Source organism: uncultured Fibrobacter sp. (assembly GCF_900316465.1).
Classification (GTDB): domain Bacteria; phylum Fibrobacterota; class Fibrobacteria; order Fibrobacterales; family Fibrobacteraceae; genus Fibrobacter.
Window position 1 is genome coordinate 33730 of record NZ_ONDD01000020.1, and the last position, 24828, is coordinate 58557.

Sequence of the window (24828 nt, forward strand, 5' to 3'; positions counted from 1 at the left end):
TTTTGCATTTATAAGATAGTAAAAGTACCGGGTTTTAGGGGCGTGCCCCTAGGAGAGAGGGTAGAGAAAAACCCGGCTGTGTGCAGCCGGGGTTTGAACGAGGGAGAAACCTCTCCCTTCTTACTTCTTCTTCGCCGCGATTTTGTCGTGCACCACGCGGGTGCGGGCGATGTGGTCGTGGAGGGCGCGGCGCTTGGGGTCGATAAAGACAATCAGGTAGCCAAGGCCGTAGAACATGAGCGTGCATTGCGTAATCAGGCTTGCAATAAAGCGGAGTGCGGCGCTCACCCAGCTCATGGGCTCACCGTGGGCGACTTCGACATGGATCTTCACGAGCATTTTGCCGGGAGTCGCCGACTTGATGGCTGTAAATGCGATAAAGTAAATGGCTTGCACGATGCCCCAGATAATCAGGAACAGGTGCGTGCCGGGAACGTCAATCACATTGTTCAAAGCCTCTTCGGAGGTGGGATTGCTAATGTAGGCGTTCATGGCATCGCCAAGGACGTTCAAGTCTATTGCCTGAACGGCGCTCATGATCATCAAAATCAAAACGCCCGTTGCAGACAAAATAACGTTGTCGACAACGTAGGCGATAGCACGGACAAAGAATCCGGCGTAATGCTTGCCTTTATTGTGCTCGGCAATAATGGCTTCCAGGGCCTGCTTGATCTGTTCTTCTTCGGAGAGCGGAACTTCCTTGGATTCTTCGGTGTCTTTCCAGGCGACCCAGGCTTCCATGCCCGAATGCCACACTAAAGTTTCGTCTTTGATGACGCCATCTTTTACAAAGTCCCTGATTTCGTCGATATTAAAGGGACCCTTGCGTCGTTCACCGTCTGTTACGGTTTCATCTATGTAGTACCAAATCATGATGAGCCATAATTTAGAAAAAAAGCTACATTTTGGAGGTATGATGAATTTCAAGATTGGCCAACGCTATGTAAGTCAATCGGAACCTACTCTCGGGCTTGGTATAGTCACCGAGGTGCAAGACCGTATTGTTAAGATTTCTTTCCCCGCTGTAAGTGATGTCCGTTGCTACCGTTCCATGGGTGCCCCTGTGGACCGCTTTGAACTTTCGGTGGGTGATACCGCCAAGAGCGAAAAGGGTATGTCTTTTACCGTGGAATCGGTGAAAGAGGTGGACGGCTTGTTAGTGTATACGGGCCGTGCCGGCAGACAGATGAAGGAATCTGAACTGAGCGGCAAGATTTCGATTGCGCGCCCTGCGGACCTGTTCAAGGCCCTCATGGAAAACCGCGTGTCGAATAGCGTGCAGTTCGGTCGCCGTGAATCTGCCATGGAACTTTCTTGTAAGTGGATTTCTTCGCCGGTGCGTGGCATGATTGGCCCGCGTACCTCGATGATTCCGCACCAGTATTATTTGTGCCAGCGCGCCTGCGACAGTTCTACGCTCCCGCGCTTGATGCTCTCTGACGAAGTGGGCCTCGGCAAGACGATTGAAGCGGGCATGATTTGGCATGCGCTCAAGGCCCGCGGCCGCTTGACCCGTACTTTGATTATTGTGCCCGAAACGCTGAAGCACCAGTGGCTTGTGGAAATGAAACGCCGCTTTAACCACTTGTTCACGCTGGTGGACGAAGGCTACATCAAGGGCTTGTTCGTGAACGACGACGATGACCGCCCGAATCCGTTCACGATTGCAAACGATATTATTTGTTCCATCGATTTCTTGATCAAGCAGCCCGCTCTGATCGAAGACTTGCTCAAGACGACTTGGGACATGGTGATTATCGACGAAGCGCATCACCTGGTTTGCGAAGACGGATTCACGAGCCACGAATATTTGTTGGCTAACGCCGTGATTCAGCGCTCGAAGGGTGTGCTCCTTTTGACGGGTACACCGCTGCAGTTCCATCCGGAATCGCAGTTCAACCGCCTTAAGATGCTCGACCCCGTGCGCTTTGCGGACTACAACAGCTTTATCAAGGACCAGGACGCTTACCGCAAGTTGGTGAATGAACTTTCGAAGTTGCCGACGGACCCTGGCCAGACCATGAGCTGGGACGACTTGAACGAATGTGTGCCGAAGAAGTCGATTATCCGCCCGTGGCTTGAACAAGAAAGCGCAAAGAGCATGCCTGCCGACGAATGGATCCGCCGCATTGTGGATGCTGTAGGTACAGGTTCGGTGGTGTTCCGCAATACCCGTAAGGGCGTGGGCGGATTCCCGAAACGCGTGCTCGATGAAATCCCGCTGGAACCGAACAAGAATTACCGCGACATGGTGAACGTGGCTGCCGAAAACGATTTGGACATGTCCACCGACATTCAGGAAAACGGCCTGCTTTGCACGAGCTATTCCGATGCCTGGGCGCTCGACGAACGCTACGTGTGGCTTAAGGGATTCTTGAAGGAACATGCCAACGATAAGGTGCTCCTGATTTGTGAATCCATCCAGGTGGTTCAGGCTCTTGAAACGCTTTTGAACGAATACATGGGCGAGGGCGCGTTCTCGATGTTCCATGAGAACATGACGATTATGGCCCGCGACAAGGCTGCTGCAAACTTCAGCAGAGAAAACGGCGCGAACCTGTTGATTGCTTCTGAAATCGGTTCCGAAGGCCGCAACTTCCAGTTTGCACATCATTTGATTTTGTTCGACTTACCGCTCGATGCCGCCTTGGTGGAACAGCGTATTGGCCGCTTGGACCGTATCGGTCAGACCGAAAACATCATTATTCACGTGCCGTATGTGAAGGGCTCCGGTCAGGAAGTCATGTTCCGCTGGTACCACAACGGCTTGAACGCTTTCGGCACTCCGATGATGAGCGGTGGCGAACTCTTCCTCAAGTACACCGACGAACTGATTGCCGCTTTGGCCGAACCGCAGGCATTGCTCCAGAACTTTGTGGATACGGTGATTCCGCAGGTCAAGAAAGACTGCGACACCATGCGCAAGAATATTGAAAAGGGCCGCGACCGCTTGCTGGAATTCAACTCCCGCAATCCGGCGAAGGCTAAAGAAATCACCGATGCCATCTTGAAGATTGACGCTGACAAGGATTTGGAAACGCTGGTGTTCTCGTCGCTGATGGACCGCGGTCTTGAAATCGAAAAGAGCAAGATTAAGGGCTGCTACATCATTAGCATGGGTACGCAGGTGGAATCGGGCTCGATTCCTGGTATGCCGGAAAGCGTTGGCATGGCGGGCGCCGGTGGCGGTGGCCGCGTGACGCAGGCTGTCGGAAATTTTGAAGAAAGCTCGGGCGGTGGCGACGAAGATGCTCGCTTCTGCGATACGTCTAGCTTGACTGTGACCTTTGACCGCAACGTGGCCATGGTGCATGACGAAGTGGACTTTGTGAGCTTGGAACACCCGCTTTCGCAGGGCGTGATTGACTTTGAAACCTCGCTGGACAACGGTGCTGTGGCATGCAACATCTGGCAGAATTCCGGAATGCGCGGTCTTGTGATGCAGTACAACTTTGCGGTGGACTTCTCGGTGGCCGAAGAATGGGGCGTGTCGGACCTTGCGGGCCCGCGCTACATTAGCGTGCTCGTGAACCCGACGGGCGAAGACTTGACCGAAAAGGTGCCGGAACTGAAGAACGCAAACTTCAAGGATGTGCCTGTTCCGCAGGGCAATGCCGCTGTGAACATGACGCTCAAGTATTTCGGTAAAGAAGGCCTCGCCATCGCTCGCCGCATTGTGTCTGCCAAGGCAAAGGAAATTGCCGAAGTGGCCGCTGCCGCTGTCGAAGCCCGCGCCGAGCAGGAATACCAGCGTATGAACCATTTGCTCAGCATGCGTGGCAAGGCGGGCAACAATACCCAGCTGCAACAGCTCCGCAAGAATGCCCAGGAATGGAAAAAAGTAATTTCGAACCCGCAACTCCGCCTCGATGCAATCAGGCTTTTGGTGTGTAGGTAATCTATGAGTGAATTAAGAAAGAATATTCTCGATGAATCCCGTCGCATTGTCGTAAAGATCGGTTCGCGCATTTTGGTCGACTCCGAAAAGGGCGGCGTTCGCACCCGCTACATCCAGAAGCTAGCCGATTCCGTGGCACGCCTGATGGAATCCGGCAAGGAAGTTGTGATTGTGACTAGCGGTGCCGTGGGCACCGGCATGAGCCAGCTCGGTTACAAGGAAAAGCCGACGGTTCTCGCTGAAAAGCAGGCCTGTGCTGCCGTGGGGCAGATTGACTTGATGTATGCCTACCGCGAAATGTTCCGCTGGATGCAGCTTTCCGTGGGTCAGATTCTTTTGTCTGCCGAAGACTTCCGCGACCGCAACCGCTACAAGAATTTGCAGAACACCATTAAGGCGATGCTTGCCCGTAAGATTGTTCCGATTATCAACGAAAATGACTCGCTTGCCGTTGCCGAAATCAAGGTGGGCGATAACGACAAGCTTTCGAGCGACGTGGCACTCTTCCTTGATGCCGACTTGCTTTTGATTTTCACGGACGAAGACGGACTCTTTGATGACAATCCGAAGAAGAATCCGAACGCCCGTTTGCTCCGCTTTGTACCGGAAATTACGCCTGCTGTTTTGGCCCTTGCGGGTAAGCCCGGTGAAACGGGTTCTGCCGTGAGTACCGGCGGTATGCGCAGCAAACTCGAAGCCATCCGTAACGTGACAAAGAGCGGTTGCAACGCCTTCCTCGCCAGTGGCATGAAGGTGTTGCCGCACCAGGTGATTTTTGAAAATGCTGAAGGCACGCTCTTTGTGGGTTCCAAGAAGAAGCTCAACAGCCGTCAGCGCTGGCTCAGCTTCGTGACGACTCCGCGCGGTGCCGTGGTGGTGGACGAAGGCGGCGTGAAGGCTTTGCGCGAAAAACATTCTAGCTTGCTCCCCGTGGGCGTGTGCGCCGTTAAGAAACACTTTGACAAGGGCGACTTGATTGAAGTCTTGAGCCAGGACGGCGAAGCCGTGGCACGCGGTGTCGCAAAGTTCGACAGCGAAACGCTGAAGCTTGTGCTCCACAAGAAGACAGCCCAGGTTCATGAGCTCTTGGGCAAGGATGTCGCCGACGAACTGATTCACAAGAACGACCTGGTGGTGTTCTAGTCTAAAATTTGTATCTTGGTAAGCGTATGGAAGAAAATCAGAATTTGGACGATTTGGCCGAAGAATCGGCGGAACTCCCGAAAGTCGAGAGCCAAGAGGATTTGGCCCGCATTATCCAGGCGCTCGTGTTTGCGTCTCCTGACATTGTGACGCTCAAGAAGCTGCGTGAAATTCTGGGTGATTTTCTGGATGCGCGCTTGGTGTCCGATGCTTTGATTGCGGCGAACGATTCGCTGAACAAGATTAATTCCCCGTTTGAAATTGTGGAACAGGCGGGCGGTTACCGCTTTAGGACCCGCGCCAAGTACTACCCGTGGGTGCGCAAGCTGTTCCCCGAAGCAAATGCTCGCAGGCTTAGCCAGGCGGCGCTTGAAACCTTGGCGGTCATTGCTTACCAGCAGCCGATTACCAAGGCGGCGATTGAGCAGGTGCGTGGCGTGTCGTCGGTGGATGGCCCGATCCGTAACTTGCTCGACAAGGGCTTTATTGCATTGGGTAGCCGCGCCGATACGGTTGGAAACCCCTATACCTACGTGACGACGCAGGAATTCATGAAGTATTTCGGCATCAACCGCATTCCCGAAGACTTGCCGCGACTCCGCGAATTCAGTGAACTTCTGGAAGCGGGCGCCTTGGTGCCGCAGTACGCTAAACCCGAATCGGTGAGTCCCGAAGAACCGGTGCAGCCCGAAGAAAATCCGGACCAGGTTGAATTGTCGATGGGAGATGCCTAATGGCTGTGACCCCGTTAATGCAGCAGTATTACGAGATCAAGAAACAGAATCCCGGCTGCATCTTGTTTTTTAGAATGGGCGACTTCTTCGAACTTTTCGAAGATGATGCCGTAATTGCCTCGAAGATTTTAGGACTCACGCTCACGAGCCGCAATAACGGCGCCTCGGGAGCAACGCCCCTGTGCGGGTTCCCGCACCATGCCGCAGACCGCTACGTGCCCAAAATGGTGGCGGCGGGCTACCGCATTGCCATTTGCGAACAGGTGGAAGACCCGAAACTTGCAAAGGGTATCGTCAAGCGCGATATTGTGGAAATCATCAGTGCCGGCACCGCGATGGACGAATCGAACCTGAATGCGAAAGAGGCGAATTACCTTTGTGCGTTCATTCCCGAAAAGGACTCGGTCTCGTTTGCGATTGCCGACGTGACGACCGGCTATCTGGCCGCGTGCAAGAGTTCGGTGCAGGCGTTCGAATGTGAATTCTGCCGCCGTATGCCCAAGGAAGTCGTGGTGCCCGAAGGAACCGTGATTCCTAGCGGTGTGATGGACTTGATTCGTTCCGAAAACATTCTGGTGACAGAACTTCCGGCATTCCTGTTCGGCGAAGATTCCGCGAAGGATGTGCTGTTTACGCATTTTAAGGTCGAGGCTTTGGACGGTCTCGGCCTTGATGGGCGAGTGGTCGAAACCCAGGTGACGGGAGCGCTTCTCCAGTACCTGATGGACCAGAAGAAGTCCGAACTTTCGCATTTTACGACGCTCGAGATTCTGAATCTCGACGACTACATGACGCTTGACCCGAGTACGCTGCGTAACTTGGAACTGGTGCGTCCGCTGAATGCAGACGATATCAGCAGTACGCTTTGCTACGTACTCGACTTTACGGTGACCGCGATGGGCGGGCGCAATCTGAAGGAGTGGGTGAGCCATCCGCTGATTTCGGTGGACCGCATCAAGGAACGTGAAGAAGCCGTCGAAGAACTCGTCAACAACCCGGTCGCTCTCGATGAACTGAAGGAATCGCTGACTTCGATTCTCGATATGGAACGCCTGATGGGCCGTGTAGGCTCTGGCCGCGCGAATGCCCGCGATTTGGCGGGCATGGGCCGTTCGCTTTCGCAGGCTTCCAAGGTGGCCGATGTACTTGAAGGTTTGAATTCGCCGATTTTTGAACCGATGCGAGCGGCCCTCATTGCCGCCCGTGGCCGTGGCGAAGAGCTCCTTTCGCAATTTAACGATGACTTGCCGCTGACCGTCCGCGAGGGCGGCATGATTCGCGCGGGCGCAAACGCGGAACTCGATGCCATGAACGAAGACATCAAGGAACGCCGCGAATGGATTGCCTCGCTCGAAGTCCGTGAACGTGAACGCCTCGGAATCCCGAGCCTTAAGGTTGGCTACAACCGCGTTTTCGGTTACTACATCGAAATTACCAAGGCGCAGATGGCGAAGGCGACCGCCCCGATTCCCGACGAATACATTCGCAAGCAGACGACGGTGAATGGCGAACGCTACATTACGCCCGAGATGAAGGAATGCGAATCCATCATCAGCAATGCCGAAGTCAACATTCACGCGCTGGAATACAAGATTTTCTGCGAACTTCGCGAACGCGTGAACAGCTGGCGTGCCGAACTGCAGGAAATCGCAAATGCGATTGCGCACGTGGATACGCTTTATAGCTTTGCCCGCGCCGCCCGCAAATACAATTACGTTTGTCCCGAAGTCTTCGAAGGCTCGGGTATCGAAATCAAGGGTGGTTTCCATCCGGTGATTGTCGCGGTCAATTCGGACCTTGACTTTATCCCGAACGATGTGAATCTTTCGCCCGAAGCGACCCGCTTGATGCTCATTACGGGCCCGAACATGGCCGGTAAATCGACTTACCTGCGCCAGACGGGGCTTATTGTGCTCATGGCGCAAATCGGCTGCTTTGTGCCGGCGGAAAGTGCCCGCATCGGCGTGGTGGATCGCATCTTTACGCGCGTGGGTGCAAGCGACCGCTTGAGCCGTGGTCTTTCGACGTTCATGGTCGAAATGATTGAAACGGCGAACATCTTGCGCAATGCGACCTCGCACAGCTTGGTGCTTCTCGACGAAATCGGTCGCGGAACCAGTACCTTTGACGGCCTTTCGATTGCGTGGGCGATTGTGGAAACGCTGCACGATGAGCCTGCCCGCGCCGCCATCACGCTGTTTGCAACGCACTACCACGAACTTACTGGCCTTGTGGAAAGCCTTGAACACGCCGGAAACTTCCAGGTGGGTGTTCAGGAAAAGGGCGACAAGCTCATCTTCTTGCACAAGATTCTTGAAGGTGCTTGCGATTCTAGCTACGGTATTCACGTGGCCGAAATGGCGGGCCTCCCGAACAATGTGCTGCGCCGTGCACGCAAGATTCTTTTGCGCCTCGAAAAGCAGAAGATTGACCCGAGCGATGGCGCCACCCACAAGAAGCTCATGGAAAAGCCGCAGGTCGACCTGTTCGCGCCTCCCGACGAATCCACGCAGCTCCTTAAGGAAGAAATCCGCCGCCTGAAACCCGAGGAAATGACTCCGATCCAGGCGCTCCAATGCCTGATGGACTTGAAGGAACATTACGGGAAATGATCGATTTTGCCGCCTTACAAGAGTTTGTCTATAGCAACCGAATCGTGGATTCGACGATTCATGGGCTTTCTCATTGGCGGCAGGTGGAATTCAACGGCTTGCTTCTAGCACCCATTACAGGAGCCGACGTGACAGTTGTGCGACTGTTCGCTCTCTTTCACGATTGCAAACGCGAAGATGACGGCTACGATGGCGAACATGGCGAACGCGGAGCCGCCTTTGCCAAGGAATGCTTCGAAAAAGGCCTTCTCGAAATTACGCAGGAACAGTTCGACCAACTGTACCACGCCTGCTTCTACCACACCAAGGAACATCAGACTGATGATCCGACCATCAACACCTGCTACGACGCCGACCGCCTAGACCTGGGTCGTGTGGGCATGTCGCTCAATCCGAAAAAGATGGCGACTGCTCCGGGTGCAAGAATCGCCCACAAGTCTTTGCGGGCGAATGTTGATGTCTATGAAATGCGCGAATGGTTAAAGACGATTGTTCTTTAACCTCGCGAAAAATTAACCGGCAAAATTCTTTCCGAGAATTGCAGAAACATTTTTGAGAATGCCTTCTGCAACGTCGGGCTTGTTCATTGAATACACGTGAACATTGGTGATGCCGTTGGCGTACAGGTCAATGATCTGATCACTTGCATAGATAATGCCGGCCTGCTTCATGGCTTCGGGATCGCTACCGAACTTGTCGACCAGCGACTTAAAGCGCTGCGGCATGAACGAACCGGAAAGCTTGATGGCGCGTTCCACCTGGTTGGCGTTCGTAATCGGCATAATACCGGGGAGCACCGGGCAGTTGACGCCTGCATCGCGCAGCTTGTAGAGGAAGCTGAAGAACAGGTTGTTGTCGAACACCATCTGCGTGGTCAAAAAGTCTGCACCGGCATCGACCTTTTCCTTAAGGTGCTTGATGTCTTCGGCCTGGTTGGCGCTTTCGGGGTGCTTTTCGGGGTAGCAGGCGGCACCAATGCAGAAGTCGGCATCAGAGGCCTTGAGTTCGCGGATAAGTTCGACGGCGTAGTGGTAGTCGCAGTTGTCGCGGCCCTTTTCGATGAGTTCCGGGGTCAAGTCGCCGCGGAGAGCCATGACGTTCTTGATGCCTGCGGCCTTCATGTCTTCAATGCGCTGGTGCACCGTTTCCTTGCTGCTGGAAACGCAGGTAAGGTGGGCGAGCATCGGGATGCCGAACTTTTGCTTGAGGTTCTTGGCAATATCAAGAGTGAAGTGGCTCACGCCGCCGCCTGCGCCGTAGGTAACGCTCATAAAGGAGGGACCGAGCGCGGCGATAGATTCGGTGGCAGCTTTCACGCTTTCGAAGCTCGTCTCTTTTTTAGGCGGGAACACTTCGAACGAAAGGCTCATCTTGTCTTGCTTCAGAATGTCAACAATCTTCATAATCTCTCCGTGGGCGGGTCGAACCGGCACCTTAAGTCTATGCAAATATTTTAATATATGCATAAATATAGATAAAGTTCCAGAAATCGGCAACCGGAATTATGAAATATTCAATGAAAACTTGAAAATTTTTTCTATATTTGCGCCACAACGCTCGAGTAGCTCAGTTGGATAGAGCAATTGCCTTCTAAGCAATGGGTCGTGGGTTCGAATCCCGCCTCGAGTATGAAAAAAGGTCCCCCTAAAAGGGGACCTTTTTTCATACTCGTTGGCGGGTGTAGTCGAACCTTGGTTCGGCGGAGAAGCATCCCGCCGAGAAAATAAACTTCGCAGACTCCCGCTGAGAAGCATCCCGCGAGAAAGCGCCTTTGCCGAGCAGACTCCCGCCTTCATAATCCAAATAATTTTTATACAAAAAAAACGTCCGGTTCCTTGAACCGGACGTCCATAAGGAGTAGAATTTAGCGGCTAGCCGATTACATCATGCCGCCCATGCCCATGGACGGATCCATGGCAGGAGCTGCCGGCTTCGGTTCCTTCTTTTCGGCGATCACGCAGTCAGTCGTGAGGATCATCGAAGCGATAGAAGCGGCGTTCTTGAGGGCTGTACGGGTCACCTTAGCCGGGTCAATCACGCCAGCCTTGATGAGGTCTTCGTAGGTGTCAGTCTTGGCGTTGTAACCGAAGCTGTCCTTGCCTTCCTTCACCTTGTTCACCACAACGGAGCCTTCGAGGCCAGCGTTCTGGACAATCTGGCGGAGAGGTTCTTCGATAGCGCGGCGGATGATGGCTGCACCAGTCTTCTGGTCGGCGTTATCGAACTTGAGGGAATCGATGGCCTTTTCGGCGCGGATGAGGGCAACGCCACCACCCGGAACGATACCTTCTTCGACGGCGGCGCGGGTTGCGTGCATAGCGTCGTCGACGCGGTCCTTCTTTTCCTTCATTTCGACTTCGGTAGCGGCACCGACCTTGATCACAGCAACGCCGCCAGCGAGCTTGGCCAAACGTTCCTGGAGCTTTTCGCGGTCGTAGTCGCTGGTGGTAGCTTCGATCTGCTTCTTGATCTGGGCGATACGGCCCTTGATAGAAGCGGCGTCGCCAGCACCTTCGACGATTGTGGTGTTGTCCTTCGTGATGGTGATAGACTTGGCCTGGCCGAGCACGGTCACCGGAGCGTCTTCGAGCTTGGCGCCAGTGTCTTCGGAAACCAGCATACCGCCAGTGAGGATAGCGATGTCTTCGAGCATGGCCTTACGACGGTCGCCGAAGCCCGGAGCCTTGACAGCGGCAACCTTCAGGGTGCCGCGCATCTTGTTCACAACCAGCGTTGCGAGAGCTTCGCCATCGACGTCTTCGGCGATGATGAGGAGGGACTTGCCCTGCTTTGCCACGTGTTCGAGCATCGGCAGCAAATCCTTCATGGTAGAAATCTTCTTGTCGTACAGCAAGATGTACGGATTTTCGAGGGCCACTTCCATGCTGTCGGTGTTAGTGACAAAGTACGGAGAGAGGTAGCCGCGGTCGAACTGCATACCTTCGACAACGTCGAGGATGGTTTCAGCGGTCTTGGATTCTTCGATGGTGATCACACCGTCGTTACCGACCTTTTCCATAGCGTTGGCGAGGAGTTCACCAATTTCCGGGTCGTTGTTAGCAGAAATCGTTGCGACCTGGGCAATGTGTTCCTTGCCGTTGATCTTCACGGCCATCTTGCCGATTTCCTTAATCACGGCTTCGACAGCAGCGTCCATACCGCGCTTGATGTCCATCGGGTTTGCGCCGGCAGCCACGTTCTTGAGGCCTTCGCGAGTGATAGCCTGGGCGAGCACGGTAGCGGTGGTGGTACCGTCACCAGCAGCGTCAGAAGTCTTGTTGGCGACTTCCTTGGCCATCTGGGCGCCGAGGTTTTCGTAAGCGTCTTCGAGTTCCACTTCCTTAGCGACAGACACGCCGTCCTTGGTGACGTTCGGGGCGCCGAAGGCCTTTGCGATCATCACGTTACGGCCTTTAGGACCGAGGGTAACCTTAACTGCGTTGGCGAGTTTGTCCACACCCTTCATCAGGGATTCGCGAGCTGCTACATCAAACTTAAGTTGCTTTGCCATTTTGTTTTTCCTTTTTTATTTAAAACCTTTTGTTGCGCTATTACAGAGTAGCGATGACGTCGGATTCCTTCACGATGAGGTAGTTTTCGCCATCAACGGTGACTTCAGTACCGCTGTACTTGCCGTAAAGCACCACGTCGCCGACCTTGACTTCCATGGCAACGAGGTCGCCCTTTTCGTTCTTGCGACCCGGGCCCACGGCTACGACCTTACCCTGCATCGGCTTTTCCTTGGCGTTGTCCGGGATAAAGAGACCCGAGGAGGTCTTCTGTTCGGCTTCTGCCGGCTTGACGACGATTCGATCTGCAAGAGGCTTAATCATTTTCACTTTTCCTTTTTTGTGGGCTTTTGCGCCCTGATTGAACTTTTTAGTCCAAGCTGGACTATTTTTTTTGTTTCGCCCTATAGTAAGCAATTTCTGTGCCAAGTTCTATTGGTGGGCGATTTGTGTCTGTTTTGGTCTTATTAGGCAATTCGTAGTATCGTTTTGAAACATTTTTGGCGGCTTTTAAGGCTTTAAGGAGTTTGCGTTTTAATTTGAAACAAGGCGCTTTGCTTGTGACGAGCTTGCGGGCGATTCCGTAATTGTCCACGCTTGACGGCATTAATGAAGAAATGTAGACTTTTTATTTTTATTACAATTTTTAAAAATGCCGAATTATCTAGAAAATTTTTAAAATAATGTGGACTTTTTATAAAAATTTTGATTATATTTAGAAAAGGAATTGCTGTGGAGTCCTGTTGTCTAAAGACTACAACTAAGAATAATTTGCGTTCTGTTTTTAGCATTTAGAAATAGATTAGCAGTAAGGCCATAGAAAATGGAGTTTATATGGGTATTGGTTTAAAAACATCGACAATTTTTGCAGGAGCCGTGCTGGCGTTTGGGCTTGCATCTCCGGCTTTTTCTGCTAACCGCCAGATGGAAAATCTTTCGCGCGGTCTTGCTGTCACGAACACGGGCAAGGGTATGCTCGTGAGTTGGCGCCTTTTGGGTACCGACGCTCCGGACGTGGAGTTCAATCTCTATCGTGATGGCGAGAAAATTGCTTCCGTTAGTAAGACGGGTGGCACGAACTACCTGGACGCCGCCGGCAAGACAACTTCCAAATATACGGTCGCGGCAGTAGTTGGCGGCAAGGAAGGTGCCAAGCAGGGTGTTTCCGTGGTGCTCGACAAGACGGTCTCCAACAGCGGAAAGTCTTTCCCGTATAAGACGATTAAACTGGAAGTCCCCGCGGCACAGACGATGCCCGACGGCGAAAAATGCACATACACTCCGAACGATGTGAGTACGGCCGACCTCGACGGCGACGGCGAATACGAACTGATTTTGAAGTGGGATCCGAGCAATGCCCACGACAACTCGCAGACGGGCTATACGGGTACGGTATTCATCGATGCCTACAAGCTCGACGGTACGCGCCTTTGGCGTATTGACCTCGGTAAGAATATTCGCGCGGGCGCACACTACACGCAGTTCCAGGTCTTTGACTACGATGGCGACGGCAAGGCCGAGATGATCGTGAAGACTGCCGACGGTACGATTGACGGTACGGGCAAGGCGATTGGCGACAAGTCGAAGGATTACCGCGACGCGAGTGGTACGATTCTTAAAGGTCCTGAGTACTTGACCGTTTTCCGTGGCGTAGACGGTGCCGCGATTTCGACCGTTACGTACGAACCGAGCCGTGATATTAACCAGCACGTGAAGGGCAAGGATGCCCATGGCTACTGGGGCGATAACTACGGCAACCGCTGTGAACGCTACTTGGCTGCAACGGGTTATCTGGACGGAGTGCACCCGAGTGCAATCTTTGCACGCGGCTACTACAGTTCCTCCTATGTGGCGGCCTATGATTTTGACGGTAAGGACTTGAAGCTCCGCTGGCTCCACAAGTCGGAATATCCGGGCCAGGGCCTGTACGGCGAAGGAAACCACAGCCTTCAGGCGGTGGACCTTGACGGTGACGGCTACGACGAAATCTTTTTCGGGGCTGCGGCCTTGAACCACGATGGAACGCTGCGTTACCGCACGGGCCTCGGTCATGGCGATGCCCATCACATCGGTGATCTGGATCCGGATCTTCCGGGGCTTGAATCCTGGGACGTGCACGAACACAAGGATGCCCAGTACACCGAAGAAATGCGTGCCAATGATGGCAAGATTATTTGGGGCACTCCGCAGCCATCTGCCGAAGGTGTCGATAATGGCCGTGGCATGGCGGCGGACGTTGATTCTGAATATCGTGGCTATGAAATGTGGTCTGCAAAGGGCGGTGGAATGAAAACCGCCAAGGGCAAACTCATTGGAACGCCTGCAGTGTCTCAGAACTTCCGCATTTATTTTGACGGCGATGAGTATGATGAACTCTTGGACGGCGCTTTTGTGACCAAGTTCAATTCTACGTCGAAAAAATCCGAAACTTATTTCGATGGTCCTTCTGCCCTCGGTGTTACCGGTTGCAATGGCACCAAGAATACCCCGAGCCTCGTGGCCGACCTCTTTGGCGACTGGCGCGAAGAAATGGTAGTGCGTAGCGAAAAGGATCCGACGTTGCTGTACATCGTTTCGACCCCGGTAGAAAGCAAACTTCGAGTCTACACGCTGATGCACGATGCCACCTACCGCACGGCGGTTGCGTCTCAAAATACGGCCTATAACCAGCCGTCGCACCTGGGCTACTACTTGCCCGACATGGTAAAGTCGCTCAAGCAGCCGAGCATCTTCGTAGTGGGCGAGGACCCGACTCCTGCCGACACGACCCCGGTGGTGAACAGCGGCAAGTCCGAACTGGATGCCTCTACCCCGAAGGATGGCAAGGGCTGGACTCAGAGCGAAAACGAAGGCTTCCTCAAGAACGGCTACTATAACTTTGACAATGCGCTTTCGAGCTACGGCACTTGGGAAATCTTCTCGAAGACCGAGGCAAAGACCACACTTACGGTGCGCTTCACGAACGGTGGGAGTACTTCCCGCAATATGGCGGTTACCGTGAACGGTGCTTCTGCCGGCACGATTAGCTTCCCCTCGACAGATGCCTCCTGGACGACTTATTCCGAGGCGAAGATCGACGTGAAGATTGTCGCTGGCGTGAATACGATTACGTTTACCTCGATGACAAGTGACGGCGGCCCGAACTTTGACATGTTCACTTTCGGTATCGACGGTGTAGAACTCTATGATGGTACGCAGAAGATTGATAATCCGACTGCACTTGCGGTAATTCCCTTCAAGAATGGAGTCTCCTTCAATCCTTCTACGGGCGTGCTCTTTACACCCAAGGCTGGCTTTGCGGAAGTCTACTTCTACGATATGTCCGGCGCAATGCGCATGGGGGTGTCGCGGAACGTGAATGCAGGCTCTACGACGATTTCGCTTGACCGCGAATTGCTCCCGAAGGGAACTTATCTCGTTAAGGTAATGCTTGACGGAAAGGCTGTTTCGACGAAGAAATTCTCGAAGCTGTAAACACCTCACTGCCTAGCCTTGGTCTTTCGAATGTTGGACCGGGGCTAGGCGATTTTTGATTTTGGTTATGAAGATGTTTAATAAAATCTGGCAATCTGCCGTAATCGCATCGATGGTTGTCGCTCCGCTTACGTGGTCGGCGGTGACTATCTACATGTGTGGCGACTCCACCATGCAGGACTGGGCCGAGGGCTACTACCCCAAGCAGGGGCAGGGTCAGGATTTCCATTTCTGGTTTGATCCGACCAAGGCTACGGTCGTGAACCGCGGCCAGGGCGGTATGTCGCTCGGTGGCGGCGGCAAGGACAAAAGCGGCGGTACCGCTGTCGGCTATTACGACATGTTCTTCAAGAAGGGCTGCTCTGCCGGCAACTGCATTGCTGAAAAGCTCAAGGCCGGTGACTACGTCGTGATCCAGTTCGGTATTAACGACGTGAACTACAGTACCGAAGATTTCTTTGCTTCGAACATGAAAAAGATGGTAAGCGATGTCCGCGCGAAGGGCGCTTACCCGATTATCATGAGCCCGATTCGTCGTAAGTATTACGATTCTCCGACGCAGATTCATAACAGCTACCGCGGCTACCCGGCGCTGAACAAGAGCCTTTCCGAAGAACTCAACGTGCCGTTTATCGACATGAGCGAAATGGTCGCGAACTACATGATTTCTGTGGGTGAACGCTATGCGGAACAGTATGTCTTCAATTATGCGACCAAGTCTGAATACAGCAACTTGGGAAGTGACCAGACAGATGCCGTGCATTTGCAGATGAATGGTGCGAATGCTTTCGGACGTATCATTACCGAGCAGATGCGCGCCCACAGTGACCCGATTGTGAAAAAACTCGGCGACTATATGGCGCCCATGTACCAGGTCGAAGTCAAGGTGAGCCCCGAAGGTGCTGCCGAAGCGACTTCGATTAACGCCTATTACCCGAAGGGTATGACCGTGATGCTCAAGACCATCCCGAAGAGCGGCAAGAAGTTCTTGGGCTGGTATGATGGCAACGGTAACAAGGTGGGGGCACCGAGCCGTTCGAACGTGAAGTCCCCGTACATTCATACGTTCGTGATGGGTAGCGCCTCGACGCAGTTCACGGCGGTTTACGAGGGCGGAACGGCGCAGAAATATACCGGCGATGGTGCTGCGTTAACCGCATTCCCGACCACGACTCCGAAGAGCCTTGACGATGTGACCTTTGTTCCGTTTACTCCGATTGAGGGCAGCACGCTGGATACGGTGAAAATTGACAAGGATATCAAGAAGTTCTTTGATGCGTACAGCCCCGATACCGGCGTCGGTTACAAAGAAAATAATTGGACCGGTTTTATTGGCGACGGATTCTTCAATCTTGAAAATTCGACAAAGTCTTTTGCGTCGTACAAGGTTAAGTTCCCAGGCGCAGGCTACGTGACGCTTGCGGTGCGCTATGCAAACGGCGGATCGTCGGACCGTATGTTCAATGCCTATTTGGACCATGACTACCTCGTGAGTGCACCGCCGACGGGAGGTTGGGACAAGTGGGATACCGCCTACGTGGTGATGGATGCCCCGCAAGGTGAAGCCGAACTCAAGATTATGTCGCTTACAAGCGATGGTGCCCCGAATCTGGATGCCTTTGGTTTCAGTATCGACGGCGTGTGCCGCGTAAGCGAAGGCTGCACCGAAGATACGTCGACGACTATTTTGAATAAGGTTCGCGATGTGACTGGTTTTGCTTTGCATGGCGAAATGCTGCGCCTTGTTGGTACGGAACGTGCTCATGTGAATGTGTTCGATATGGGTGGTCGTCTGGTGGCAAAGCGAATTGTCGAAAACACATCAGAAGTTTCGCTTGCAACGATGGTGAAGTCTGCCGGACTCTACCGCGTTGTGGTTCGTCAGGGTAGTGCCAAGTTTGTCGCCAATTACGCAAAGGTGAGGTAGTGTATGAAGGGAATTTTAAAATTCTTCGTTGCTGCCGCCATTTTTGCCGGCGTTGCCGTGAGTGATTCTACTAGTTTCTCTATCTATGTGGTGGGTGATTCTACGGTTTGCACTTACAAGGACAATGCTTACCCGCAAACGGGTTGGGGCCAGGTTCTTGGCTATTTCTTCGATGCGTCCCGCGTGAAGGTGAATAACTACGCCATTGGTGGCCGCAGTTCTAGAACTTTTATTGAAGAAGGCCGCTTGGATGAAGTCAAGGGCAAACTCCAAACGGGCGATTACCTTTTCGTGCAGTTCGGTCATAACGATCGCGACTACAGCAAGGAAGCTCGCTATGTTCCGCCCGCAGATTTCCCGGGATATATCCAGAAGTATGTGGATGCCGCTAAGGCAAAGGGCGCCAATGTAATTTTGATTTCGCCGATGAACCTGAACGGTAGTCGTAACGTGTTCTCTACGGGCGACAAGAATTATGATGCTCGCGGCATGATGCAGACGGTGGCCAAGAACAACAAGGTCCCGTTTGTGGATTTGAACATGAAGTCGTACAATACCTACAATACGACTTACAAGAACATGCCGGATTACGTGACGCGTTACCTGTACAAGAAACTGGAGAAGGGCGAATATCCGAATTACCCGGATGGCGTGAACGATGGTACCACGCACTTCCAGGAAATGGGCTCCATGGGCCATGCGCAGATGATTTGCGAAGAACTTGAAGATAACCTCAAGAACAATTCGAATCTTTCTGCCGACGCCAAGGCCGCACTCACGACGCTTGTCTCTGCCATCAAGAAACGCTATACCATTAAGGTGCAGACCAACCTTTCGAACTACAGCGGCCTCATTACGCAGACCCAGTATTTCCCAGCGGGTTCCCCGATGACGCTTCGTGTGACGCCGAACGGTCAAACCTTTGAAAAATGGGTCGATGACGATTGTAACGAAATCTCGAAGAACATGATTTATTACGGCTTCAAGACCAAGGCCCGCAACATTACCTATACGGCGATGTTCAAGGGCGGTTCTGAATGCAAGAAGATTGCTCACGATAACGAAGAAACTGACAACGAAAATCCCACGTCCTCTAGCTCCGAGGGTCCGGAATCTTCGAGTTCCATTGACCAGAAACTTTGCTTTGACGGTACCGCTGACGCAGCTTGGCCCTCTCCGATTGATATGTCGAACCCCGAAATTGCGGATGGCCTGACGGAATCGAACCACGAAGGATATACGGGCCAGGGCTTCTTCAATATTGAAAATAGCGCTTACAGTACCGCGACTTACAAGCTGACTTCTGACCAGTCGGCAGCCAATGCCCGCGTCATGATCCGCTATTCATTCCAGGGAACCTCCAATCGCGACATGAAATTCACAATCGATAACGGAACCTACGACGTTGCATTCCCCTCGACGGGTAGCTGGGACAAGTGGGATACCGCCTACATTGAAGAAGTCTGGGTGGACGCTCTCGATTTCAAGATGAAGATTGCCTCGACGACAAGTGACGGCGGCCCGAATATCGACATGATTGCTTTTGACATGAAGGGTGTGTACCGCACCGGTTGCAAGCCTGCGAAAGTTGAAAACGATGTGGAATCTTCTAGTAGTACGACATCCTTTGCGAATCCGGTTGCTTCGGGAGTTTCCTTTGACGCTCGCAATCTGACCATTTCGACTCCGGGTGGCTTAATGGATGTCCAACTGATGGATGCCATGGGCAAAACCTTAAAGCGTGAGGTCCGAAATGTGGCTTCGGGTGAGGTTTCTCTGCTTTCTGATGGAGAAAAACTTGCTAAAGGTCGTTATTTTGCAAGAGTTTCGCTTAATGGACGACTCCTGCTGCTGCGACCTTTTGTATATTAAGTGAAAAACGGAGGCTTTATGAAGCTTTTTAAATTGATTACATCTGTGTGCGCAGTGTCTGCTGCATTTATGTTTGCTGCATGTGACGATTCTTCGTCTGCAAGTTCCAATGACGAATCCGCCGATTGCTCTGTTGAAGACGGCGTGAAGGTTGTTTCTCCCAAGAAGGGCGATTCCTTCAAGATGGGTGAAACCATCACAGTGGTTTACGGTTCTGACGTTCAGGGTTCTGGTTTCCGCTTTGTTTTCAAGACGTCTGAAGAAGACGCCGGTATTGACATGCTCGAAGAATCTGCCGGTCCTGAAAAGCCGGACGGAAAGACTTGCTATGAACAGAAGGTGAAGCTGACTGAAGATGTCGCTGAACCGACCAATACGGCTATCATTCGCGTGATTCCGTACGAAAAGACCGCCAAGGCTGCAAATTCTGCCACCTTCAAGGTGACTGAATAGTCTTGAACGCGACTCTCAAATTTGAAGACACCTCTATCACCGTAGCCCTTGTGGGTTGCGGTGGTTTTATTGGTAGTCACCTTTTGCGCGCCATTTTTGAACGCACGAATTGGCGTGTTTTTGGCGTTGACCTGGATTCGTACCGCATTCAAGAGCATTTGACGAATCCACGGTTTGAATTCTTGAGTGCAGACCTTGCGGACCCCGAGGTGGTGGCGCGCATTGCGCAGTTCCCGCTCGTGGTGAACTTGGCCGCCATCTGTACGCCTGGGCGCTACATGGCCGAAGCGGCCGAGGTAATTCGCAGCAATTACGACCATCCGCGTGTATTGGCCGATGCTTGTGCCAAGAGCGGTAGCTGGTTGATCCATTTTTCGACTTCTGAAATTTACGGCAAGACGGCGGCTGATTCGGGTGCGCTTCTCGAAGACGAGTCCGAAATTGTGCTTGGGCCGGTAGCGGCGAGCCGCTGGAGCTATGCGACAGCGAAACTCTTGACCGAACGCTATTTGGCAGGGCTCGCGGGCTTGAATTGGACGGTAGTCCGCCCGTTTAATTTCGTGGGCCCGTTCATGGACTTTATGCCGGGTGTCGATGGCGAAGGAATTCCGCGAGTGCTTGCGAATTTTTCGACGGCGCTTGTTCGTGGCGAAACGCTTAAGCTTGTAAACGGCGGCTTGGCCAGACGTTGCTTTACCTCGGTGCACGATGCGGTGGACTTTATGTTCTGCGTGTTTGCTGCAGGCGAAAATCCGGAACGTCGTGCCGGAGTGCTTTCGCAGGCGTTTAATGTGGGCAATGCGGCAAACGAGGTCTCGATTGCGGAACTTGCGCAATTGATGCGCTCGGTGTATGCTTCGGTCAAGGGAATTCCTGAAAGCGAGGTTCCCGGAGTCGAGGTCGTTTCGGGCGAAGAGTATTACGGCAAGGGCTACGATGATTCGCTGCGCCGCCTGCCTTCTGTTGAAAAGGCGGAACGCTTGCTTGGCTTTAAGGCGAAAATTCCGCTGAAAGAAGCGCTTCAAGAATCTTTAACTTGGTTTGCTAATCATTATGGGAGCAATGATGGCTAACGACTATTTCGTTTTCATACCCGCCTATAATGTGGCGGGGACACTCGTCTCGGTTTTACAAAAAATTTCCGACGAGGTTTGGAAAACATCGTTTATCTTGGTGATTGATGATGGTTCCACTGATGATACTCGTGGTGCTTTTGAAAATTTTGTAGCGACGCTTGATGATTGCAAAAAGTCGAGATTGCGCTACATGCGCTTTGAACAGAACTCGGGCTATGGCGCTGTGGTTAAGAAAGGCTTGGCTGAAGGGCTCCGTTCCGGTGCTGAACTGGTGGCCTGTTTGCATGGCGACGGACAGTACCCGGCAGAACAGCTGGATGAGTTTTTTGACTATCTCAGGACGGTCAACCATGTTGACCACGGAGACGAAAGAAAGTTTGCCTTGGTGCAGGGCTCTCGCCATTTGACCCGCGGCGGAGCTAAAGCCGGAAATATGCCCTTGTACAAGCGTTTGGGCGGAACCTTCTTGACCTTGATTGAAAATTTTGCCTTTTACCAGAAACTCACGGACCGCCACAGCGGATTTATCGTGTACGATTCCGAGTTTTTGAGGACGCTTGAATTGGATAAATTGAGTTCTTCGTTCGATATCGATCTCGAGATTATTTCGATTGCGGATTCTTTGGGCTACAAGCTTGCGGAACTTCCGATTCCGACGCGTTACGCCGATGAAAAATCGAACTTGAATGTGGTTACCTATGGCTTGAGAGTTTTAAGTCAAGTCGCAAGAAGATTGTTTGCGTAAAATATTAACGAAATTAATGTTACAAAAAGCTGTCCAAAAGTTTATTTTTTTATATTTTCGGCCTCAATTCAAGGAGATTATATGAAAAAGAAATTTTTAGGCTTGGTTGCGCTTTCTTGCGTAATAACTTTTATGTCGTCCTGCTCTGACGAATCCTCGTCGTCTAGTACGAATTCTGGAGATGTTGAAAATCTGGATCCCGCAAAAGAGACTCCGGCATACAAAGAGTTGAATACCAATTTTACATTGCTTGACCTTCTTTACTTTTATGGGCATTCTCGTGATGAACTTGCTGATGATGTCGATGCCTATTTTGGCAAGGGCTCGTCCAAAGATGCAAAGGATCCTGCTGGACAGACTGCTTGTACAAAGGAATACTACGATGTGTGTTATATGTACAACCAGATGGCTGACGCCTATACTCATTATTATGATCCCTCTGTAGCTCCGATAATCGCTGAACAAATGATGGCTTCTGGCGATTATGACCTTGTAGGAATTGAATCGGAACCCAGTGAAATTGAAGATGGACTTTTCGTTATTACCAGCGTGAGTGACGAAGCCAAGGAACTTGGACTTAGGGTTGGGGACGTCTATGGCTTAGGGGATGTCTATCAGGGCATGGAAGATGCCGAAAGCGATACCATTTCTATGTATGTTCTCAGAGATGGTGAAATCGCAGAAGTCAAAGCAGTTGTCGGTTTTGTAAGTAAACCGACCGTCTATTTGCATTACGAAAAAAATGAAAAGGGAGATTCTATTCCCGTTATCCAAATTACGGAATTTTCCAGCCAATCGATTGATGGTGCTGGAACCTATGAGGAATTTAAAAAAGCTCTGAAGCAAACAGAAAAATACAAGTCCCTTATCATTGACCTTCGTGAAAATGGCGGTGGTGATATTGAAGAGTGCTACCCTATGACTGCTGAGTTCCTTGCAAAAGGTGACACGAGTGTTATTGACGTGGTGACCGATGTTGGTTCTGTCAAGAAGGATGGTAAGACAAAGCTCGTTCAAATTTTTGATACGACAGCCGTTGTTGCTGAAAAAGACGGAAGTGCAAAAGACCGTTACCTGGTCATGCTTGAAAATGATTGGTCTGCAAGCTGCTCGGAAGTCCTTCTTTCTGCTCTAGGTATCAGCAAAAAGGCTCCGATTGTTGGTGAATTGTCTTATGGAAAGCAGATAGGACAATTTTATGTCTTTGGAAACGAAGAAGGACTTATGCCGGACTTCTTGGTTCCCGAAGGCCTGGCTATTATTACAACAATTGTTTCCTATGACAAAAACTGGGGACTTTTCCAAGATGTAGGTATTGTCCCTGACTTTGAAATTTCGGATCCGGATGAGCAGATGGCAAAGGCTGTGGAACTTGCAACGGAAGCGAAATACGAACGTACAGCCGGTTATGGTAAAGAAAAACTCGGACATTTTTCGAAAGAAGCTGAGCGCGCTGGCGGTAAGCTTGGACATAAGGTTGTAAAGCCAAAGTACAGAATTATTCGATAAATAAGACTTGGGGTTCGAAAACGAACCCCTTTTTCTTTGGTATAGAGCTAAATTTTATTCTATGCATATCGGTTGTCATTTATCATCTTCGGCGGGCTTTTTGGCCATGGGGCAGACGGCGCTTTCGATTGGCGCTGATACTTTTCAGTTTTTTACGCGGAATCCTCGCGGCGGGTCGGCAAAGCCCTTTGACGCCGCTGATGCCCAGTCGCTTGTCAAGCTGCTGGAAGACAATCATTTTGCCCCGATTCTGGCGCATGCTCCTTATACGCTGAATGCTTGTGCCGCTGACGAAGGCTTGCGACAGTATGCCGTTGATGTCATGATAGATGACATCTGGCGTATGGATCACTTTCCGGGGGCGATGTACAATTTTCACCCCGGCAGCCATGTGAAGCAAGGTGTCGAAGTGGGCGTGGACTTGATTTCTCGCGCGCTGAACCAGATTTTAAAGCCGGAACAAAAGACGCTTGTGCTGCTTGAAACGATGGCGGGCAAGGGCTCCGAGGTGGGCCGTACTTTTGAGGAACTGCGTGCCATTATTGACCGCGTAGAGCTGGGCGATAAACTGGGAGTTTGCCTGGATACTTGCCATGTGTTCGATGGCGGTTATGATATTATTGACGACCTGGATGGTGTCCTTGAAAAATTTGACAAGGTGATAGGCCTGAAGCGTTTGAAGGCGATTCACTTGAACGATAGCAAGAACCCCATGGGTAGCCACAAGGACCGTCATGAGGTTTTAGGGGCGGGGTATATCGGCTTGGATGCGCTGACGCGGGTGGTGAACCATGCGGCACTCAAGAATTTGCCGTTTTACTTGGAAACTCCGAATGAATTGCCCGGCTATGCTAAAGAAATTGCCTTGATGCGTGAGCGCTCAAAATAAAAGATATATATTTAAAGCATGGTTAAAGACTTAATTCATGCTTTAAATGGGGTGCTGCTCGGAAAGTCCGAGACGGTGGAACTTTTGGTGATGGCGCTGTTGGCGGACGGTCACGTGCTGGTGGAAGATGTTCCCGGCACGGGCAAGACGACGCTTTCGAAGGCGCTTGCGGCTGCCATTGGGGCTAACTTTGCGCGAATCCAGTTTACGCCGGATTTGTTGCCTGCCGATGTGACGGGCGGTGCGGTATTCAAGGCGAATACGGGCGACTTTGAAATCAAGAAAGGCCCCGTGTTTACGCAGGTGCTTTTGGCCGATGAAATCAACCGAGCCTCGCCGCGTACGCAGAGTGCCTTGCTCGAGGCGATGGAAGAACGCCAGGTTTCGCTGGAAGGCGAACGCTACAAGTTGCCTGAACTTTTCATGGTGCTTGCGACCGAAAACCCGGTGGAATTCCACGGTGTATTTCCGTTGCCCGAAGCGCAGATGGACCGCTTTATGGTGCGCATTTCCGTGGGGTATCCGACGGCAGAAACCGAACTTGAAATTTTGCGCGCGCATCGCAGCAGTCGCCCGATTGATGCATTGAAGGCGGTAACGACACCCGAGAAAATTTTAGAGGCTCGCGTTAAGGTGCGCGATATTCATATTGATGAATCGCTGGAACGCTACATTGTGAGTTTGGTGCAGGCAACGCGTAACGACGGCGGCGTGCGTCTCGCGGCAAGTCCACGAGCGGGCATGAACCTGGTGCGCATGGCGCAGGCTTGTGCGTATGTGAATGGCCGCGATTTTGTGAATCCCGATGACATTCAGCGCGTGTTCTTCCCGGTGATGGAACACCGCGTGTTCGCCAAGGACAGCGGTGACCCTGAAGCCAGCAAAAAGATTCTGCAGGGAATATTAAAGCAGGTGGCGATTCCTAAGTAAGGACGCGCATGTCTTCCTTTGCTAAATGGCTGTTGAACGCGATTCCGCGGGCCCCGA

General features: G+C 52.1%; 18 protein-coding genes and 1 tRNA gene. 15 read left to right on the plus strand and 4 right to left on the minus strand.

Features of this window, described 5'->3' with window-relative positions; translation table 11 throughout:
- Window positions 1-120: 120 nt before the first annotated feature.
- A complete protein-coding gene (locus QZN53_RS09135; RefSeq protein ID WP_163438697.1) occupies window positions 121-873 on the minus strand; it encodes an RDD family protein in 753 nt (250 codons plus the stop codon).
- Window positions 874-913: 40 nt separating this feature from the next.
- Between QZN53_RS09135 and rapA the strand changes: the two genes are divergently transcribed.
- Genes rapA through QZN53_RS09160 form a run of 5 tightly spaced genes read left to right on the plus strand, consistent with a single transcriptional unit; the run spans window position 914 to window position 8887 of the window.
- On the plus strand, window positions 914-3898 hold the full coding sequence (gene rapA, locus QZN53_RS09140) for an RNA polymerase-associated protein RapA (protein WP_294652664.1): 2985 nt from the start codon (window positions 914-916) through the stop codon (window positions 3896-3898).
- Between the two features lie 3 nt (window positions 3899-3901).
- Complete coding sequence (gene proB, locus QZN53_RS09145; RefSeq protein WP_163438698.1) at window positions 3902-5041, plus strand: glutamate 5-kinase; 1140 nt, start codon at window positions 3902-3904, stop codon at window positions 5039-5041.
- Window positions 5042-5067: 26 nt separating this feature from the next.
- The gene (scpB, locus tag QZN53_RS09150) at window positions 5068-5775 is read left to right on the plus strand and encodes an SMC-Scp complex subunit ScpB (protein WP_072797100.1); all 708 of its coding nucleotides are present in this window, start codon (window positions 5068-5070) and stop codon (window positions 5773-5775) included.
- Entirely contained in the window at window positions 5775-8387 is a 2613-nt protein-coding gene (gene mutS, locus QZN53_RS09155) for a DNA mismatch repair protein MutS (RefSeq protein ID WP_163438699.1), read from the plus strand. The genes scpB and mutS overlap by 1 nt, the downstream gene beginning before the upstream one ends.
- A complete protein-coding gene (locus tag QZN53_RS09160; RefSeq protein ID WP_163438700.1) occupies window positions 8384-8887 on the plus strand; it encodes an HD domain-containing protein in 504 nt (167 codons plus the stop codon). Before mutS ends, QZN53_RS09160 begins: the two co-directional genes overlap by 4 nt.
- Before the next feature lie 12 nt (window positions 8888-8899).
- On the opposite strand, the gene metF is transcribed toward QZN53_RS09160, so the two are convergent.
- Entirely contained in the window at window positions 8900-9790 is an 891-nt protein-coding gene (metF, locus tag QZN53_RS09165) for a methylenetetrahydrofolate reductase [NAD(P)H] (RefSeq protein ID WP_163438701.1), read from the minus strand.
- Between the two features lie 152 nt (window positions 9791-9942).
- Here metF and QZN53_RS09170 point away from each other — a divergent pair.
- Window positions 9943-10016, plus strand: a tRNA-Arg gene (locus tag QZN53_RS09170).
- A 250-nt stretch (window positions 10017-10266) separates the two neighbouring features.
- On the opposite strand, the gene groL is transcribed toward QZN53_RS09170, so the two are convergent.
- Together groL and groES are read right to left on the minus strand one after the other, a co-directional pair.
- Window positions 10267-11898, minus strand: a complete 1632-nt coding sequence (gene groL / locus QZN53_RS09175) for a chaperonin GroEL (RefSeq protein WP_072797284.1) — start codon at window positions 11896-11898, stop codon at window positions 10267-10269.
- A 40-nt stretch (window positions 11899-11938) separates the two neighbouring features.
- Window positions 11939-12220: a co-chaperone GroES gene (gene groES / locus QZN53_RS09180; RefSeq protein ID WP_163438702.1), complete on the minus strand. Its 282-nt coding sequence runs from the start codon at window positions 12218-12220 to the stop codon at window positions 11939-11941.
- 510 nt (window positions 12221-12730) lie between these two features.
- On the opposite strand from groES, the gene QZN53_RS09185 reads away from it, so the two are divergent.
- The 9 genes from QZN53_RS09185 to QZN53_RS09225 all read left to right on the plus strand — a co-directional run bounded on the left by QZN53_RS09185 (window position 12731) and on the right by QZN53_RS09225 (window position 24771).
- Window positions 12731-15370, plus strand: coding sequence for a T9SS type A sorting domain-containing protein (locus QZN53_RS09185; protein ID WP_163438703.1), 2640 nt, complete (start codon window positions 12731-12733; stop codon window positions 15368-15370).
- A 67-nt stretch (window positions 15371-15437) separates the two neighbouring features.
- Complete coding sequence (locus QZN53_RS09190) at window positions 15438-17297, plus strand: GDSL-type esterase/lipase family protein (protein ID WP_163438704.1); 1860 nt, start codon at window positions 15438-15440, stop codon at window positions 17295-17297.
- Window positions 17298-17300: 3 nt separating this feature from the next.
- Window positions 17301-19169 carry a GDSL-type esterase/lipase family protein gene (locus QZN53_RS09195; RefSeq protein WP_294652675.1) on the plus strand — a complete coding sequence of 623 codons (1869 nt, stop codon included), beginning with the start codon at window positions 17301-17303 and terminating at the stop codon, window positions 19167-19169.
- 18 nt (window positions 19170-19187) lie between these two features.
- The gene (locus tag QZN53_RS09200) at window positions 19188-19622 is read left to right on the plus strand and encodes a hypothetical protein (RefSeq protein ID WP_163438705.1); all 435 of its coding nucleotides are present in this window, start codon (window positions 19188-19190) and stop codon (window positions 19620-19622) included.
- Between the two features lie 2 nt (window positions 19623-19624).
- Window positions 19625-20695 (plus strand): NAD-dependent epimerase/dehydratase family protein, encoded by a 1071-nt coding sequence (locus QZN53_RS09205; RefSeq protein WP_163438706.1) that lies wholly within the window; start codon window positions 19625-19627, stop codon window positions 20693-20695.
- Complete coding sequence (locus QZN53_RS09210; RefSeq protein WP_294652678.1) at window positions 20688-21443, plus strand: glycosyltransferase family 2 protein; 756 nt, start codon at window positions 20688-20690, stop codon at window positions 21441-21443. Before QZN53_RS09205 ends, QZN53_RS09210 begins: the two co-directional genes overlap by 8 nt.
- 81 nt (window positions 21444-21524) lie before the next feature.
- Window positions 21525-22952, plus strand: coding sequence for a S41 family peptidase (locus QZN53_RS09215; RefSeq protein WP_163438707.1), 1428 nt, complete (start codon window positions 21525-21527; stop codon window positions 22950-22952).
- A gap of 61 nt (window positions 22953-23013) precedes the next feature.
- Window positions 23014-23841 carry a deoxyribonuclease IV gene (locus QZN53_RS09220; protein WP_163438708.1) on the plus strand — a complete coding sequence of 276 codons (828 nt, stop codon included), beginning with the start codon at window positions 23014-23016 and terminating at the stop codon, window positions 23839-23841.
- Between the two features lie 18 nt (window positions 23842-23859).
- Window positions 23860-24771, plus strand: a complete 912-nt coding sequence (locus QZN53_RS09225) for a MoxR family ATPase (RefSeq protein WP_163438709.1) — start codon at window positions 23860-23862, stop codon at window positions 24769-24771.
- Window positions 24772-24828: the final 57 nt, after the last annotated feature.